This is a genomic window from Acetohalobium arabaticum DSM 5501 (assembly GCF_000144695.1).
Taxonomy (GTDB): Bacteria; Bacillota; Halanaerobiia; order Halobacteroidales; family Acetohalobiaceae; genus Acetohalobium; species Acetohalobium arabaticum.
The window spans coordinates 1,081,961-1,098,060 of sequence record NC_014378.1; the positions used below are offsets into that span (position 1 = coordinate 1,081,961).

Below are 16,100 nucleotides of genomic sequence, written 5' to 3' on the forward strand. Positions count from 1 at the left end.
TAAATATGAGGTTTTTAGCTTACAGATAATATAATGGTAATTTATTTTATACTTAGAGGTGATTTAGATGGGGGAGGAGAGACCAACAGTAGGCTTAGCATTAGGAGCAGGTGCTGCTAAAGGAATTGCTCATATTGGTGTATTGCAGGTATTAAAAGAAGCAGATATTAATATAGATTACTTAGCAGGTACTAGTATAGGAAGTATGATAGGGGGATTTTATGCTGCTGGTCTGGATCTTAAATGGATAGAGAGAATAGCTTATCAGATTAACTGGGATCTATTAACAGATTTTACAGTGCCGCGCCAGGGGTTAATAGCAGGAAAGAAAGTTAAAGCTTTTGTTCAGTTGCTAACTAAAAGTAAAAGATTTTCGGATTTAGATATTCCTTTTGCAGCAGTAGCAACTGATATTGAAAAGGGAGAAGAAGTTATTTTACAGGATGGATTAGTAGCTGATGCTATTCGAGCCAGTACTTCAATTCCTGGAGTCTATGTTCCATATCGAATTGATAATAGATTATTAGTTGATGGAGCAATTTTGAATCGGATTCCTGTTAATGTAGTCCAGAATTTAGGAGCAGATGTCATTATTGGAGTTGATGTCGGCTTTGATTTTCAGGAAAATAAGGTAAATAATATCTTTGATGTTATTTTAACATCTATAAGAATTATGGAACAGGAAGTATTTGATAAGAGGATTATAGAAGCAGATGTTTTAATTAGGCCTGAAGTAGGATATATTGCTCCACAGGATTTAGACCGAGCCGAAGAAGCTGTAGCAGCAGGAATTGAGGCAGCCCAAAAGGCATTACCTCAAATTAAAGAGTCAATTGAAAGGTGGGAAGAGCAATGATTAATTTTAGGAGTAAAAGAGTAAAACGTGTTTTAACTGTTAGTTTAATTATTTTAGTAGCAGTTGTCCTTTCAGCAGTCTGGCCTACAGATTATTATTTAGAATCTCCAGGAGTAGCTAAAGATTTATCTCCGTTGATAGAAGTAGAGAATGGTTATGCTCAGAATATAGAAGGCCAGTTTAGATTGACAGCTGTTTCACTGGAACCGGCTAGTCTGCTTGAATATTACTATATATCTTTTTTTGGAGCTGATGGAGTTACCTTAACACCTCTTAAGCGTCAGCTGCCTTCGGGTGTAGATCCTGAGGAATACTTTGAGATGATGCAGGAGGTTATGAAAGAAAGCCAGCTTAAGGCTCAGGCTGTAGCACTGCGTCAAGCAGGTTATGAACCTACAGTTACAGGAAAAGGAGCTAAGATTGTTGAGATATTAGAAGAAAGTAATGCTCGGGGGAAGTTAAAGCAGGATGATATAATTATTAAAGTAGATGATAAACAGGTTAATCTACTAACAGAAGTGGTTGATGAAATTAGAGCTAGAGAAATAGGGGAAGTAGTAAAGGTGACAGTTAAACGGGGCGAAAAAGAAATAGATTATAAGATCAAGACTAAGGAATTAGAAGAAACTCCAGGCCAGGCATCATTAGGAGTTTTAATTTCTTCTTATCAACGGTCATATGATTTTCCAGTTGAGATTAAGGTTGATGCGGGAGAGATCGGAGGGCCTTCAGCAGGCATGATGTTTACTCTGGAGATACTAAACCAGTTAACTGCGGCTGATTTAACCCACGGTTATGATATAGCTGGTACTGGAACGATCACCCTGGATGGTAAAGTAGGTGAAATTAGCGGTATCAAGCAGAAGATTTTAGCTGCAGAAAAAGAAGGAGTGGATATCTTTTTGGCCCCGGATAAGAATTATGAAGCAGCTAAAGAGACTGCTACTGAAGTAAAGGTTGTAGCTATTGAAGATATTCAAGCAGCAGTTCAATTTCTTAATTCTCTAGAATAATAGGTTTTCTGTAGTCTTGACCGCCGCGGCGGTATTCTTCATTATCATAGGCTAAAGAATAGAGATCAGTTGCTCTAATTTCTGCTGCTAACATCTCTTCTTTTAGCGATTGAGGAGGATAGCTGCTTTGGTAGTGGCTAGCTATTCGATTAATTAGAGGTAGACTACCTTTATCGCTGATTGCAGATAATAATTTTCGGCCCTGTTGATTAAAGCCTAAGACTCTAAGGTATTGTGGTCCTCCAGCATTATCAAATTTATGTAAATCCTTCTGTTTTAAATTCAATAACAGCTGAAGTAGAATTCGCTGAATTCGGGTTTGAGTAAAGCGTTTGGTCTTAATTAAATTAATCAATTCTAGCAGTGATCCTGTCTTAAGAGCAGCATCCTTGATTCTATTTTCTAATCCAGCTGTGACATCTTCAAATTCAGCCAGTTCTGTTTTAGAAGTGCGACGTAGAATGCTTAATACTGCTAAATTAAAGTTCTGGAGGGAGATAGGTGCCTTACCCTGATTGAGTTCTTCTTTAATAATTCTATTAGTATATGTAGGAATTTTAGTAGTTAAGTTGTAATTCATATCTTCAGATAGAATTCTGTTTCGAATAGCAGTAGCACTTACAATTTCGGTTTCGATATTCTGTTGGTAGTAATCTGCTCCCCGGCGTTGAATAGTTAATGGCTGAATAGAGCTTTTACTTCTGGATAGCGCCTTTATATATTCTAGACCTAAGATATTATTGGGATTACCTATTATTTCTTGAATTTCAGTTGGTGTGAGATTAATATTAGTTTGAGTAATGTAATTAACTACTGCCTTGGCCCTGGCTTCAGGAAAGGAAAGTCCCTTTTTTAATTCGGTTTGGATCAAATTTGATAATTCAGCCGGCTCTTCAGCCAGTATCTTTCCTACAGTTAATAGCGGGTTAATTTCGCCTATTTCACTGCCAAATACTAACTGATCTACTACTCCGGTTTTATTTAAAAGCTGGACTGCCCCATAAGCAAAGTATTCAGCACTACGGAGAGCATACGTAACCGGCAGTTCTAGAATGAGATCTATGCCAGCATTGAGGGCCATTTCGGTTCTACTCCATTTATTAGTAATTGCTGGTTCTCCCCGCTGAACGAAGTTACCGCTCATAACACAGATGCTGTAATTGGCTTCAGTTAATTTAAGCGATTTCTCGAGATGGTATTTATGTCCATAATGAAAAGGATTATATTCAGTAATAACTCCTGCTACTTTCATAATTAATAATCGACTCCTATAAATTTAAATTGATTTTCTTTAATTTTACTTAATTCTATAATAGATGATTTATTCCTTTGAAATTGGAAAATATATATAGTTTTTATTTACATATTATTTCCAAATGGATATAATTTATAATAAAGCTAATTACGATAAATCTAGACGAACCACTAGAGGACTATTTAAAACTATAGATAAGACTATTAATGCTGATGTGAACGGTAGCCTTAATATAATGCGTAAATATATCAAAGACAAATGTATTCCTGAAATGATTCGTCAGATTAGGGATAATGGGGTTGTGGACACTCCTAAAAGAATAAGGGTTGCCTGTTAAGCAGGCGGAGACTTAATTACCACACTTCTTTTGGAGCCTCCGTTGCTTGTCTTGGAGGTAGTTCACTAAGACCATCTTAATGGAGGATTAGGAAAGAAATGAGCTTAATTTAAAGTCTTGACATATTTATAACAGTTTTATATAATTAATATAGTTGATATGAGTTACATACTATATTTTAATAAACTATTATGTGAAAAAAATAATTAAAGCCTATTATCTTTATTTTTTAGGACTAGTGGTCATACCATCAGTTAAGTTAGTAACTCTAAATAATGAATAGGCATAGATAGATTGTTTATTCATTTAAAATTAATGAAAGGGGATAAAAAGATGGATTTTGTTACAGAAATTAAAGAGGAAGCACAAGCCGCAGGAAAGACAATAGTCTTACCTGAAGGTGAAGAACCGCGGATGATCAAGGCTGTTCCACAGATATTGGAAGAAGAATTAGCTGATATTATTCTGTTAGGTGAAGAGTCTAAGCTGGAGGAAATAGCTGATGAAGAAAGTGTGGATATTTCCGGAGCTGAGATAATCGATCCTAAAGAGGCAGATAGACTGGATGAATTTAGTTCTACTTATTATGAATTACGGAAGCATAAGGGGATTTCAGAAGAAGAAGCTCTAGAACAGATGGAAGATTCGCTTTATTTTGGTGCTATGTTGGTTAAGGAAGGAATAGCAGACGGCTTAGTTGCAGGTGCTTTAAATGCTACAGCTAATGTTTTACGTCCTGTAATTAAGATTATTGGGACTGAAGAAGAAGTTTCAATAGTTTCTGGTTCCTTTTTGATGATTGTGCCGGACTGTGAGTATGGTGCCGACGGTAAGATGTTATTTGCTGACAGCGGTGTCTTTCCAGAAGGTTCTCCAGAAGAGTTGGCTGAAATAGCTATTTCATCAGCCGATACTTTTGAAGCCCTGACAGGGGAAGAACCAAAGGTAGCTATGTTATCCTTCTCTACTAAAGGAAGTGCTGAACATCCATTGGTAGATAAGATGAGAGAAGCAGCAGAGATCTGTAAAGAGAAGGCTCCTGATCTAGAAGTAGATGGTGAGATGCAGGGAGATGCAGCTTTAGTACCAGAGATTGGAGCTAAAAAAGCACCTGATAGTGATGTAGCCGGTAATGCCAATGTTTTAATCTTTCCTGATTTAAATGGAGGAAATATTGCTTATAAGTTGGTTCAGAGATTGGCTGACGCTGATGCCTTTGGACCGTTAATCCAGGGTAGTGCTCTACCTGTTAATGATCTGTCGAGGGGCTGCAGTGTATCTGATATAGTTACTGTGACAGCAATTACAGCAGTACAGGCTGCTTTTAAAGATAAGTAAAAAACAAATTAGAGGAGGAAGGTAATAGATGAAAGTTTTAGTTTTAAATTGTGGGAGTTCTTCGGCTAAGTATCAGCTAATCAATATGGAAGATGAGTCAGTATTAGCTAGTGGTGTGATAGAAAGAATTGGAATTGATGGAGCATTTTTAGAACATGAACCAGCCCAGGGAGAAGAAGTTAAAGTTGAAAATGAAATTCCTGATCACAGCGTAGCAATTAAGATGGTAATTGATGCTTTATTGGATGATGACTACGGCGTAATTGATGATATGAATGAAATTAGTGCTGTAGGACATCGGGTAGTTCACGGTGGTGAAGAATTTGCAGATTCAGTCTTAGTTGATGATGAGGTATATGAAGGAATTGATAGCGTTAAGGATTTAGCACCGCTACATAATCCACCTAACTTATTAGGAATTGAGGTTAGCCAGGAGTTAATGCCTGAGACACCTGATGTTGCTGTCTTTGATACTGCATTCCACCAGACAATGCCGGCTAAGTCTTATATGTATGCGCTGCCTTATGAGTGGTATGAAGAACATGATGTACGTCGCTATGGTTTCCATGGAACCTCCCATAAGTATGTTTCTAAACGAGCAGCTAAAATTTCAGATGAGCCGATAGAGGATTTGAAGATAATTACCTGTCATTTAGGAAATGGAGCTAGTGTAGCTGCTATTAATGGTGGTGAGGTAATTGATACTAGTATGGGCTTGACTCCGCTAGAGGGTCTAGTGATGGGAACTCGCTGTGGAGATATTGACCCAGCAATTATTCCATTTATGATGGAGAAAGAGGATCTAGATGCTAGTGAAGTTGATACAATTTTGAATAAAGAAAGCGGAGTAGCCGGAGTTTCTGGTGTCAGTAGCGACTTTAGAGACTTAAAGGAATCTGCGAATGATGGTAATGAAAGAGCCCAGTTAGCTATTGATCTCTTCTGTCAGCGCGTTAAGAAGTATATCGGTTCTTATTCAGCTGCATTAGGCGGAGTAGATGTAGTAGTCTTTACTGCTGGTATCGGTGAAAATGCTATTGATATTCGAGCTAAGATTTTAGAAGATCTTGATTACTTAGGACTTACTTTAGATGAGGACAAGAATGATATGAGAGGGAAAGAAGAAGTAATTACAACTGATAATTCCGATAATATTGCTATGGTAATCCCAACTAATGAAGAACTGGTTATTGCTCGTGATACTAAACGGTTAGTTATTGAAGCTCAAGAGAATGCTAGTTAAAGATTAAATTTTAGCTTAACTTTTAATCCCTTGGGATAGATTCCGAGGGATTTTTTTAATTGTAAAAAAGATTCTTAATTACTTGACATTAGATTAAATTTTAAGTATTATTTTCAAGAAACGGAAACTAATAAGAGGAGGTGAAGGATGAATAAGTTTTTAGAATTATTTATGAAGGGAATTCCTATTGGAATATCCAATACTTTACCAGGAGTTAGTGGGGGGACAATGGCTTTAGTACTGGGAATTTATGATGATTTAATTTCAGGAATAAAGAAAATCAAATTATCAGTAGTTGGACCAATATTTTTAGGAGCTGTAGTTGGAGTCTTAGGAAGTTCTAAAATAATCACTTTTTTATTAGAGAGTTATTCTAGTCTAGTAAAGGCTTTTTTATTAGGTCTGATTTTTGCATCTAGTAAAGTAACTTTTAAACAAGTGAAAGAAATTAATTTAAAAACAATTGGTTTAAGCCTAGTAGGATTATTATTAGCTCTTATGTATTCAGTAGAGCTTGGTAGTGTTACAACAACAAGTTCTTTATCATATTTTAAGGTATTTTTTGGTGGGGCAATTGGTAGTGTGGCTATGATTTTACCAGGAGTTAGTGGTGGTACGATATTGATTATGCTTGGATTATATGAAGGAGTTTTAGAAGCAATTACTGTTTTAAATTTATCAGTTATAATTATTTTTAGTTTAGGAGTAGGAAGTGGATTATTAGCTTTTTCCCGGATTTTATCCTTTTTATTAAATAATTTTCGATCCTTATTAATGGCTTTTTTAACCGGTTTAATTTTGGGCTCAATGCGTAGTGTTATTTCATTTCAACTAGGGATAGGAGTAATAATCAGCTTTATTTTAGGGGTAATAGTTATTCAGCTATTATCAGAATGATAGTCATAAAAAAAGGGGGAGGATAAATGAGTATCTTTGAAGCAATTATGCTGCTTTGTTTTGGTGCTGCCTGGCCTGCATCTATTTATAGATCATATGTTTCGCGGGATAATTCAGGAAAGAGTCTCTGGTTTATGGTGATTGTTCTAATCGGTTATATCTCTGGAGTTACACATAAATTAATCTATAGCTATGACCTTGTGATATATCTATATATATTAAATGGATTAATGGTTTCTGCTGATATTCTTCTTTACTATCGGAATTCTAGGTTAACGGAGGAAAGTGATTCAGAAATGAAGTCAAATTGATATTATGTGTCACTTTCATGATATTGCAGATTATAGTCAACAAATCTCTTACGCTTGCCATTCGTTCGACGTCCTGTCTCACTCATTCTCGAAGATTAGTCCTCCACCCTAGCCAGCATACAGACCAATGCTGGCTATGTGAGAAGTTTATGAAGCGAAGAGATAGTATTATTGCTCTAATTGACAAAGCTAAGAGCAAAGAGTCATGCTCCTGCAGACTTCCATGGTTCCGGACTAATTTTAAGAGTCGCTTCAGAGAAATGTTGACTATTTGCAGCACAGAATTTTCATTAATCTGGTTTTAAACGCTTCCCCAAATAATTTTGCACAATTAGTTGATATCTTGCAACAAGCGACTTTAAAGCAGTCCCAAAAGAGAGAATGGTTAACATATAAAGCGGAATCTTTAAATTGTAACACTAAGGTTGATTTACTGCTGAGTGACTAGGACTGATTTCCGGAGCGTTTGCAAGATATCAACTCTAAACTGCAACAATATATCAATAAAGCCTTATATGAAGCCAACATTTCTCTAAAGCATGCAGCGAAAGAGAACTGTTGGCTTTATTATTATTTGGCATTTTAAAGTGGGTATATTTAAAAGATATTAGCTGTAAACTAATTACTAGCTTAATGTTAAGGAGGATTGAAAGTGGAATTAACCGAAGATTCCGATAGGCTAGGAAATGAACCGATTATTCCTCTATTATTTAAATTATCAGTTCCATCAATTATTGGAATGGTGATTCAGGCTTTGTATAATGTGATTGATAGTATCTATATCGGACATTTAAGTAAGGAAGCTTTATCAGCATTATCACTAGTATTTCCTTTACAGATGATTCTAATTGCTGTTGCAGTAGGAACAGGTGTAGGCACTAGTTCATTGATTTCTAGATTATTGGGAGAAGAAGAGGATGATGAGGCAAACTCTGCGGCTCAGCATACAGTATTATTGATTATATTCTATGGAATGGTTGCTATTTTAATCGGTATCTTCTTTTCCCGAGGATTACTTCGGTTATTTACTAGTAATAACACTTTGATTGATTTAGGCAGCTCCTATATCAGGATTATTTTAATTGGTTCCTGGGCAGTTTTCTTTCCTATTGTTGCCGATAATATTTTGCGAGGAGAGGGTAATACCTATGCTCCCATGTGGACTATGATTATCGGTGCTTTATTGAATATTGCTCTGGATCCCTTTTTGATCTTTGGAATCGGCATCTTTCCTCAATTAGGTATCCGTGGTGCAGCCTATGCTACTGTTATCTCTAGATTTATCAGCGGTATCTTTATCGGCTATATACTCTTTAAAAGCGAGCGGCAGTTTAATTTTAATCCAAAGACTTTTGAATTTGATTTCTCTATTATTCATGAAATCTATCAGGTTGGCCTACCGGCAATGGTTATGCAGCTTCTAACCAGTTTTATGATCATCGGAATTAATAAGATTGTAGCTGGTTACAGCATAGCAGCTGTTGCAGTTGTAGGAGTCTATCATAGGCTGCAGACCTTCGTTTTTATGCCGGTCTTTGGTTTAGATCAGGGCTATATGCCGATAGTAGGCTATAATTACGGCCATGAAAATCCTGATAGAATGAAAAAGACCATTAGATATGGTTTAATAATCGGTTTTCTCTTTACTTCGCTAGGAGGAGTTATCTTTCAGTTATTTCCGCGTGAACTAATTAGTCTCTTTAATAATGATCCTGCCTTACTGGATATTGGTGAAACTGCTTTAAAGAGAATCAGTTTTGCCTTTCCTATTATGGGATTGGTGATTGTAGCTTCTACTACTTTCCAGGCTATCGGGGAAGGAATTCCCAGTTTAGTTCTCTCTTTTCTGCGCCAGATATTACTATTGCTGCCTATTATGTATTTATTAGGTAGATTATATGGTCTATCAGCTTTATGGTATGCTTTTCCCATTTCGGAATTAATTACAGTTATTTTAATGGCCTTCTGGTTAGCTTCAACCTTACAGGAAGCATATCAAGAATTAGCAACTGAAAATTAATTATATTCAGAAAATATAGTTTTTAATTTGATGCGTAAAAAAACAAGGAAAATAGACGTAATATATAGTAATATTTATATTGGCAGATGAAATTAACAATTCTAAATTAATTCAATAGTTAGGGAGGCATAAGGGATGGATTTTGTTACAGAAATTAAAGAGGAAGCACAAGCCGCAGGAAAGACAATAGTCTTACCTGAAGGTGAAGAACCGCGGATGATCAAGGCTGTTCCACAGATATTGGAAGAAGAATTAGCTGATATTATTCTGTTAGGTGAAGAATCTAAGCTGCAGGAAATAGCTGATGAAGAAAGTGTGGATATTTCCGGAGCTGAGATAATCGATCCTAAAGAGGCAGATAGACTGGATGAATTCGGTTCTACTTATTATGAATTACGGAAGCATAAGGGAATTTCAAAAGAAGAAGCTCTAGAACAGATGGAAGATCCGCTTTATTTTGGTGCTATGTTGGTTAAGGAAGGAATTGCAGACGGCTTAGTTGCAGGTGCTTTAAATGCTACAGCTAATGTTTTACGTCCTGTAATTAAGATTATTGGAACTGAAGAAGAAGTTTCAATAGTTTCTGGTTCCTTTTTGATGATTGTACCGGACTGTGAGTATGGTGCCGACGGTAAGATGTTATTTGCTGACAGCGGTGTCTTTCCAGAAGGTTCTCCAGAAGAGTTGGCTGAAATAGCTATTTCATCAGCCGATACTTTTGAAGCCCTGACAGGAGAAGAACCAAAGGTAGCTATGTTATCCTTCTCTACTAAAGGAAGTGCTGAACATCCATTGGTAGATAAGATGAGAGAAGCAGCAGAGATCTGTAAAGAGAAGGCTCCTGATCTAGAAGTAGATGGTGAGATGCAGGGAGATGCAGCTTTAGTACCAGAGATTGGAGCTAAAAAAGCACCTGATAGTGATGTAGCCGGTAATGCCAATGTTTTAATCTTTCCTGATTTAAATGGAGGAAATATTGCTTATAAGTTGGTTCAAAGATTGGCTGGCGCTGATGCCTTTGGACCGTTAATCCAGGGTAGTGCTCTACCTGTTAATGATCTGTCGAGGGGCTGCAGTGTATCTGATATAGTTACTGTGACAGCAATTACAGCAGTACAGGCTGCTTTTAAAGATAAGCAAAAATAAATTAAATTAGAGGAGGAAGATAATAGATGAAAGTTTTAGTTTTAAATTGTGGTAGTTCATCTCTTAAGTATCAATTAATCAATATGGAAAATGAATCGGCTTTAGCTAAAGGCTTAGTGGAAAGAATCGGAATCGATGGTGCTTTTTTAGAACATGAACCAGCTGGAGGAGAAGAGGTTACAGTTGAGAATGAAATTCCTGATCACAGTGTAGCAATTAAGATGGTAATCGATGCTTTGTTGGATGATGATTACGGTGTAATTGATGATATGGATGAGATCAATGCAGTAGGCCACCGGGTAGTTCACGGCGGTGAAGAGTTTGCTGAATCTGTTTTGATTGATGATGAGGTATATGAAGGAATTGATAGCGTTAAGGATTTAGCACCGCTACATAATCCACCTAACTTATTAGGAATTGAGGTTAGCCAGGAGTTAATGCCTGAGACACCTGATGTTGCTGTCTTTGATACTGCATTCCACCAGACAATGCCGGCTAAGTCTTATATGTATGCGCTGCCTTATGAATGGTATGAGAAGTATGGCGTTCGCCGTTATGGCTTCCATGGAACTTCCCATAAGTATGTTTCCCAGCGAGCAGCTGAAGTTGTGGATGAATCGGCTGAAGATTTAAAGGTAATTACTTGTCATTTAGGAAATGGCGCCAGTGTAGCTGCAGTTGACGGCGGTAAAGTAATAGATACTAGCATGGGCTTGACTCCATTAGAAGGTTTAGCTATGGGAACTCGCTGTGGAGATATTGACCCAGCAATTATTCCGTTTATGATGGAGAAAGAGGATCTAGATGCTAGTGAAGTTGATACAATTTTGAATAAAGAAAGCGGAGTAGCTGGAGTTTCAGGTGTTAGCAGCGACTTTAGAGATTTAGAGCAGGCTGCTAATGATGGTAATGAAAAAGCCCAGTTAGCTATTGATCTCTTCTGTCAGCGCGTTAAGAAGTATATCGGTTCTTATGCAGCTGAATTAGGCGGAGTAGATGTGATAGTTATGACTGCTGGTATTGGTGAGAATGGTATCGAGATTCGAGAAGATATATTAGAGGGATTAGAATTTTTAGGCATTGAAGTTGATTCTGAAAAGAATGATATGCGCGGTGAAGAACAGGTAATTACTACTGATAGCTCTGAAACTAAAGCTGTAGTAATACCTACTAATGAAGAATTAATGATTGCTCGCGATACTGAGCGGTTAGTTACTGCTTAAATTAAATATTCCTAATACTTGACAAGACCACACCTCTATATTATAATTAATATGGTAAATCATGAGGTGAAAAATATGAAGATTAATGTAGAAGATATCAAGGAAAACCTCGGAGAATTTAAAGAATTAAGCTTCAAAGAACAGATTGAAGACCTCAAGTTCCAGGGGCGGGATATTAAGGTAGTTAAGCCGGCCCAGATGGAGTTTCAGGTATTCAATACTGATGATTCCTTTTTGGTAACTGGAAGTATTGAATTGGAGCTAAATGTAGCCTGTAGTAGGTGTTTAGAAAGGTTTAATCTGCCAGTAAGTATTGATCTTGAAGAAGAAGTGGATAAAGAAGAGGTTGAATTAATCGATAATCAGGCTATGATTGATATTACAAAAGAGATTGATGACAGTATTATGTTAGCGATTCCGATGCAGCCGGTCTGTGATGAAGACTGTGCCGGGTTGTGTCCTAGTTGCGGCCAAAATTTAAATGAAGCAGACTGTGACTGTTTTATGCATACTGTTGATCCGAGGTTAGCCAAGTTGGAAAAATTATTGGATAAAGAGTAGTCTTTAGAAGATGTTGTAACGGTTTAAAGGAGGTGTTAGGAATGGCAGTACCTAAGCAGCGGACTTCAAAAAGCAGAAAGAGAAAGAGAAGAACTCATTGGAAATTAAATGCACCTAACTTGGTAGAATGTTCTCAGTGTGGTGAATTTAAGTTGTCCCATAGAGTATGTAATGAATGTGGATATTATAAAGGTAGACCTGTTAAGTAAATAGATTTGATTCTTAAGAGTTCAGGGATTTTCTCCTGAACTCTTAATTTTTTAAATTGGCTTGCATATTAGTTAAGTTTAATATATAATATCAACAGTGAAAATTAGTAGTAGGTCTTAACACTAGATATAAATCAGGTGATAATTATGGGAAAGAAGCTATCTAAAGCAGAAAGACAGAAAGCCTTAAAAGAGAAGATTGAAGAAAATCCTTTTCTAATCGACCAGGAATTGGCTAAGATATTTGGAGTAAGTATTCAGACGATTCGGTTGGATAGATTAGAGCTTAATATTCCGGAAGTTAGAAAGAGGATTAGAAATTTAGCTAAGGATTCCTATTCTAAAGTTAAGTCTGTCAGCAATTCTGAAATCATCGGTGAATTAATAGATATCGAGTTAAATAAATCCGGTACATCTATTTTAGAGACTAATGAAGATATGGGATTGACTGATAGTAGGATTGTCAGAGGACATCATATATTTGCTCAGGCTAACTCCCTGGCAGTTGCTATTATAGATACGGATCTGGCCTTAACCGGCTTAACAAAGACCAAATTTGAGTGTCCAGTCCATGTTGGAGAGAGATTAATTGCAGAAGCAGTAGTTCAAAGCAAAAAAGATGAGAAATTCCAGATTGAAGTAACGACTAAAGTAAAACAGGACCGCGTCTTTAATGGAGAATTTATTATCTTTTCCGGTGGGAGACTGAACGGGGAGGTAAAAAAGCGTGCAGATAGCCGTTGATGTAATGGGAGGCGATTATGCTCCTGATGAGATTATTAAAGGGGCAGTTGAATCTATATCAGAGATAGAAGGTAAGATTCTATTAGTAGGCCCTGAAGATGTAATTGAAGAAAAGTTGAAAGATTATAATTATAATTTAAATAGATTGGAGATTATCGATGCACCTGATGTAATAGAGATGGATGAGACTCCGGCTAAAGCTGTTAGACAGAAGACAGATTCTTCTATTGCTGTTGGGGTAAGATTAGTCCGTAGTGGCAAGGCAGATGCTTTGGTTTCAGCAGGAAGTACAGGTGCCGTTATGGCAGGTTCACTTTTGAAATTAGGTAGAATTAAAGGCGTTAAACGGCCGGCAATTGCTACTGTGATGCCTGCTTTAGAAGGGGAGACACTGGTTTTAGATGTAGGAGCTAATGTTGATTCTACTCCAGAAAATATGGTTCAGTATGCTTTAATGGGTAACATTTATGCTGAACAGATTCTTCATAAATCTAAGCCTAAAGTTGGTTTGTTAAGTATCGGAGAAGAAGCAAAAAAAGGTAATGAATTAACTAAAGAGACTTATCAATTACTTAAAGAACTTGATATTAACTTTATTGGAAATGTTGAAGGAAGGGATATATTTACTACTGACTGTGATGTAGTAGTCTGTGATGGTTTTGTAGGTAATACTATTTTAAAGACAGCAGAAGGATTAAGTAAGACTGTCTTTGAGATGATGAAAGAAGAGCTGGAGGCAAGTTTAATTGCCAAGTTAGGATCTTGGTTTATGAAGTCCAGTCTGAAACGGCTAAAGAAGAAGATGGATTATGCTGAATACGGCGGCGCTCCTCTATTGGGGGTTAACGGAGTAGTGATCATTGGCCATGGTAGTTCTAAAAATAAAGCAGTGAAGAATGCCATTAATGTAGCCTGTGAATCAGTTGAACGGCAGGTATTGGACCAGATTAAGGAAAATATAAATGAAAGGACTGGTAGAGCTGATGAGTAAGGAACTGAGAAGAGCAGGAATTACTGGAGTTGGTTCTTATGCTCCTGATAAGGTATTGACAAACCGTGATTTAGAAGAAATGGTAGATACCAGCGATGAATGGATTAAGAGTAGAACCGGAATTCAAGAACGAAGAATTGCTAAAGAAGAGACTACTACTTCTGATTTGGCTTATAAGGCAGCAGAGGCTGCACTGGATGATGCTGATCTAGCACCAGAGGAGTTAGATTTAATTTTAGTGGCGACTGTAACTCCTGATATGGTATTTCCGGCTACAGGCTGTCTTCTGCAGGACAGACTAAATGCTACAGATGCAGCTGCCTTTGATCTAGAAGCCGGTTGTTCAGGCTTTGTATATGGAATTTCAGTGGCTACTCAATTTGTCAGAACCGGAGCTTACGATAATGTATTGGTTATTGGAGCGGAGACATTATCTAAAATCATAAATTGGGAAGATAGAAATACCTGTGTATTATTCGGAGATGGTGCTGGAGCTGCAGTAATACAGCCAGTAGAATCCAGAGGTATCTTATCTACAGTTTTAGGATCTGACGGCTCAGGCGGTGATGTATTACAGATACCTGCTGGCGGTTCAAAACAGCCGGCTTCGTTAGAAACTGTTGAAAATAACTTACATTGTATTCAGATGGAAGGTAATGCTGTTTTCAAGTTTGCTGTTAGAGCAATGGGGAAGGGAGCAGTGGAAGCCTTAAACGAAGCAGGCTTAGAAAAAGAAGATGTAGACTTCTTGATTCCTCATCAGGCTAATATTAGAATTATAGATGGTGCTGCTAAACGCTTGAATCTAAGTGATGATGAGGTCTTTGTTAATCTCGATAAGTACGGCAATACTTCGGCTGCTTCTATTCCGATTGCTCTGGATGAAGCTGTTGAGGCAGGTAAGATCCACAGCGGAGATAGAGTAGTGATAGTTGGCTTTGGAGCCGGACTTACCTGGGCAGCAAGTGTTATAGAATGGTCATAAGGAGGAATAATATGTTAAAGACAGAATTATGTAAACAATTGGAGATAGAATATCCTATCATTCAGGGAGGAATGGCCTGGATTGCCACTGGAGAGTTAGCAGCTGCTGTTTCGAATGCTGGTGGGTTAGGTATTATTGGAGCCGGTAATGCTCCAGCAGAAGTGGTTAGAGAAGAGATTAAGAAAGCTAAGGAGCTAACTGATAAGACTTATGGTGTTAATGTAATGTTACTTTCTCCTCATGTAGATGAAGTAATTGAAACTGTTTATGAAGAAGAAGTGCCTGTAATTACCACTGGAGCTGGAAATCCCGGTAAATATATCGATAAATTGAAGGAAGTAGGTACCAAGATTATTCCTGTAGTTCCTTCGGTAGCTTTGGCTAAAAGAATGGCTAGACTGGATGTAGATGCTATTATTGCTGAAGGAACTGAGGCTGGAGGACATATTGGAGAGGTAGCTACAATGCCTCTGATTCCCCAGATAGTAGATGCTATTGATCTGCCGGTGATTGCAGCTGGAGGAATCGGCGATGGACGCGGTTTAACTGCTGCTTTGGCTTTAGGGGCTGAAGGAGTTCAAGTAGGTACTAGATTCGTTTGTGCTGAAGAATGTACAGTTCATGAAAATTATAAAGAAGCTATTATCGGAGCTAGAGATAGAGATGCTATAGTTACTGCTCGGTCTACGGGACATCCAGTACGGAATTTAAAGAATAAATTAACACGGCAGATAGATAAATTGGAGAATAAAGGAGTCAGTAAAGAAGAACTAGAAGAACTAGGTATTGGTAGATTACAGAATGCTGCTAAAGAAGGAGATGTAAAAGAAGGAAGTGTTATGGCTGGTCAGATAGCCGGAATGGTTAATGAAGAAAAGCCGGCTGCTGATATTATTCAAGAGTTTATTCAGGAAGCTGAAACAGTGTTGAAAGAAAAGGTGGAATTAATAGAAAAATAATTGTAAGAAGGA

The 16,100-nt window shown here is 37.3% G+C and carries 16 protein-coding genes and 1 pseudogene; 16 read left to right on the top strand and 1 reads right to left on the bottom strand.

What is annotated here, in order from left to right; all coding sequences use genetic code 11:
* The first annotated feature begins 67 nt into the window (after positions 1-67).
* Positions 68-856 (top strand): patatin-like phospholipase family protein, encoded by a 789-nt coding sequence (locus acear_RS05260; RefSeq protein WP_013277972.1) that lies wholly within the window; start codon positions 68-70, stop codon positions 854-856.
* Positions 853-1,869: a YlbL family protein gene (locus acear_RS05265; protein ID WP_013277973.1), complete on the top strand. Its 1,017-nt coding sequence runs from the start codon at positions 853-855 to the stop codon at positions 1,867-1,869. Before acear_RS05260 ends, acear_RS05265 begins: the two co-directional genes overlap by 4 nt.
* On the opposite strand, the gene acear_RS05270 is transcribed toward acear_RS05265, so the two are convergent.
* Complete coding sequence (locus tag acear_RS05270; RefSeq protein WP_013277974.1) at positions 1,853-3,121, bottom strand: nucleotidyltransferase; 1,269 nt, start codon at positions 3,119-3,121, stop codon at positions 1,853-1,855. The two genes, acear_RS05265 and acear_RS05270, sit on opposite strands and share 17 nt — an antisense overlap.
* Before the next feature lie 139 nt (positions 3,122-3,260).
* Here acear_RS05270 and acear_RS12810 point away from each other — a divergent pair.
* The 14 genes and pseudogenes from acear_RS12810 to fabK all read left to right on the top strand — a co-directional run.
* A pseudogene (locus acear_RS12810) lies at positions 3,261-3,461 on the top strand (RNA-guided endonuclease InsQ/TnpB family protein); the annotation flags it as partial.
* 333 nt (positions 3,462-3,794) lie between these two features.
* A complete protein-coding gene (gene pta, locus acear_RS05275) occupies positions 3,795-4,799 on the top strand; it encodes a phosphate acetyltransferase (RefSeq protein WP_013277975.1) in 1,005 nt (334 codons plus the stop codon).
* A 28-nt stretch (positions 4,800-4,827) separates the two neighbouring features.
* A complete protein-coding gene (locus acear_RS05280) occupies positions 4,828-6,042 on the top strand; it encodes an acetate/propionate family kinase (protein WP_013277976.1) in 1,215 nt (404 codons plus the stop codon).
* 171 nt (positions 6,043-6,213) lie between these two features.
* On the top strand, positions 6,214-6,939 hold the full coding sequence (locus tag acear_RS05285) for a DUF368 domain-containing protein (protein ID WP_280956787.1): 726 nt from the start codon (positions 6,214-6,216) through the stop codon (positions 6,937-6,939).
* Positions 6,940-6,965: 26 nt separating this feature from the next.
* On the top strand, positions 6,966-7,250 hold the full coding sequence (locus acear_RS05290) for a hypothetical protein (RefSeq protein WP_013277978.1): 285 nt from the start codon (positions 6,966-6,968) through the stop codon (positions 7,248-7,250).
* 652 nt (positions 7,251-7,902) lie between these two features.
* Positions 7,903-9,270: an MATE family efflux transporter gene (locus acear_RS05295; protein ID WP_013277979.1), complete on the top strand. Its 1,368-nt coding sequence runs from the start codon at positions 7,903-7,905 to the stop codon at positions 9,268-9,270.
* Between the two features lie 135 nt (positions 9,271-9,405).
* A complete protein-coding gene (gene pta, locus acear_RS05300; RefSeq protein ID WP_013277980.1) occupies positions 9,406-10,416 on the top strand; it encodes a phosphate acetyltransferase in 1,011 nt (336 codons plus the stop codon).
* Between the two features lie 26 nt (positions 10,417-10,442).
* Positions 10,443-11,639, top strand: a complete 1,197-nt coding sequence (locus acear_RS05305; protein ID WP_013277981.1) for an acetate/propionate family kinase — start codon at positions 10,443-10,445, stop codon at positions 11,637-11,639.
* Positions 11,640-11,714: 75 nt separating this feature from the next.
* On the top strand, positions 11,715-12,200 hold the full coding sequence (locus tag acear_RS05310; RefSeq protein ID WP_013277982.1) for a YceD family protein: 486 nt from the start codon (positions 11,715-11,717) through the stop codon (positions 12,198-12,200).
* Positions 12,201-12,241: 41 nt separating this feature from the next.
* Positions 12,242-12,409 carry a 50S ribosomal protein L32 gene (gene rpmF / locus acear_RS05315; protein WP_013277983.1) on the top strand — a complete coding sequence of 56 codons (168 nt, stop codon included), beginning with the start codon at positions 12,242-12,244 and terminating at the stop codon, positions 12,407-12,409.
* Positions 12,410-12,556: 147 nt separating this feature from the next.
* Positions 12,557-13,153, top strand: coding sequence for a transcription factor FapR (fapR, locus tag acear_RS05320; RefSeq protein WP_013277984.1), 597 nt, complete (start codon positions 12,557-12,559; stop codon positions 13,151-13,153).
* Entirely contained in the window at positions 13,137-14,144 is a 1,008-nt protein-coding gene (gene plsX, locus acear_RS05325; protein ID WP_013277985.1) for a phosphate acyltransferase PlsX, read from the top strand. Before fapR ends, plsX begins: the two co-directional genes overlap by 17 nt.
* Positions 14,137-15,129 (top strand): beta-ketoacyl-ACP synthase III, encoded by a 993-nt coding sequence (locus tag acear_RS05330; RefSeq protein ID WP_013277986.1) that lies wholly within the window; start codon positions 14,137-14,139, stop codon positions 15,127-15,129. The genes plsX and acear_RS05330 overlap by 8 nt, the downstream gene beginning before the upstream one ends.
* A gap of 11 nt (positions 15,130-15,140) precedes the next feature.
* On the top strand, positions 15,141-16,088 hold the full coding sequence (gene fabK / locus acear_RS05335; RefSeq protein WP_013277987.1) for an enoyl-[acyl-carrier-protein] reductase FabK: 948 nt from the start codon (positions 15,141-15,143) through the stop codon (positions 16,086-16,088).
* The last annotated feature ends 12 nt before the right edge of the window (positions 16,089-16,100 follow it).

Coding starts and splice junctions, on each gene's coding strand:
- acear_RS05260 (WP_013277972.1), top strand. CDS start 68: ATGGGGGAGGAGAGACCAACAGTAGGCTTAGCATTAGGAGCAGGTGCT.
- acear_RS05265 (WP_013277973.1), top strand. CDS start 853: ATGATTAATTTTAGGAGTAAAAGAGTAAAACGTGTTTTAACTGTTAGT.
- acear_RS05270 (WP_013277974.1), bottom strand. CDS start 3,121: ATGAAAGTAGCAGGAGTTATTACTGAATATAATCCTTTTCATTATGGA.
- pta (WP_013277975.1), top strand. CDS start 3,795: ATGGATTTTGTTACAGAAATTAAAGAGGAAGCACAAGCCGCAGGAAAG.
- acear_RS05280 (WP_013277976.1), top strand. CDS start 4,828: ATGAAAGTTTTAGTTTTAAATTGTGGGAGTTCTTCGGCTAAGTATCAG.
- acear_RS05285 (WP_280956787.1), top strand. CDS start 6,214: ATGAAGGGAATTCCTATTGGAATATCCAATACTTTACCAGGAGTTAGT.
- acear_RS05290 (WP_013277978.1), top strand. CDS start 6,966: ATGAGTATCTTTGAAGCAATTATGCTGCTTTGTTTTGGTGCTGCCTGG.
- pta (WP_013277980.1), top strand. CDS start 9,406: ATGGATTTTGTTACAGAAATTAAAGAGGAAGCACAAGCCGCAGGAAAG.
- acear_RS05305 (WP_013277981.1), top strand. CDS start 10,443: ATGAAAGTTTTAGTTTTAAATTGTGGTAGTTCATCTCTTAAGTATCAA.
- acear_RS05310 (WP_013277982.1), top strand. CDS start 11,715: ATGAAGATTAATGTAGAAGATATCAAGGAAAACCTCGGAGAATTTAAA.
- rpmF (WP_013277983.1), top strand. CDS start 12,242: ATGGCAGTACCTAAGCAGCGGACTTCAAAAAGCAGAAAGAGAAAGAGA.
- fapR (WP_013277984.1), top strand. CDS start 12,557: ATGGGAAAGAAGCTATCTAAAGCAGAAAGACAGAAAGCCTTAAAAGAG.
- acear_RS05330 (WP_013277986.1), top strand. CDS start 14,137: ATGAGTAAGGAACTGAGAAGAGCAGGAATTACTGGAGTTGGTTCTTAT.
- fabK (WP_013277987.1), top strand. CDS start 15,141: ATGTTAAAGACAGAATTATGTAAACAATTGGAGATAGAATATCCTATC.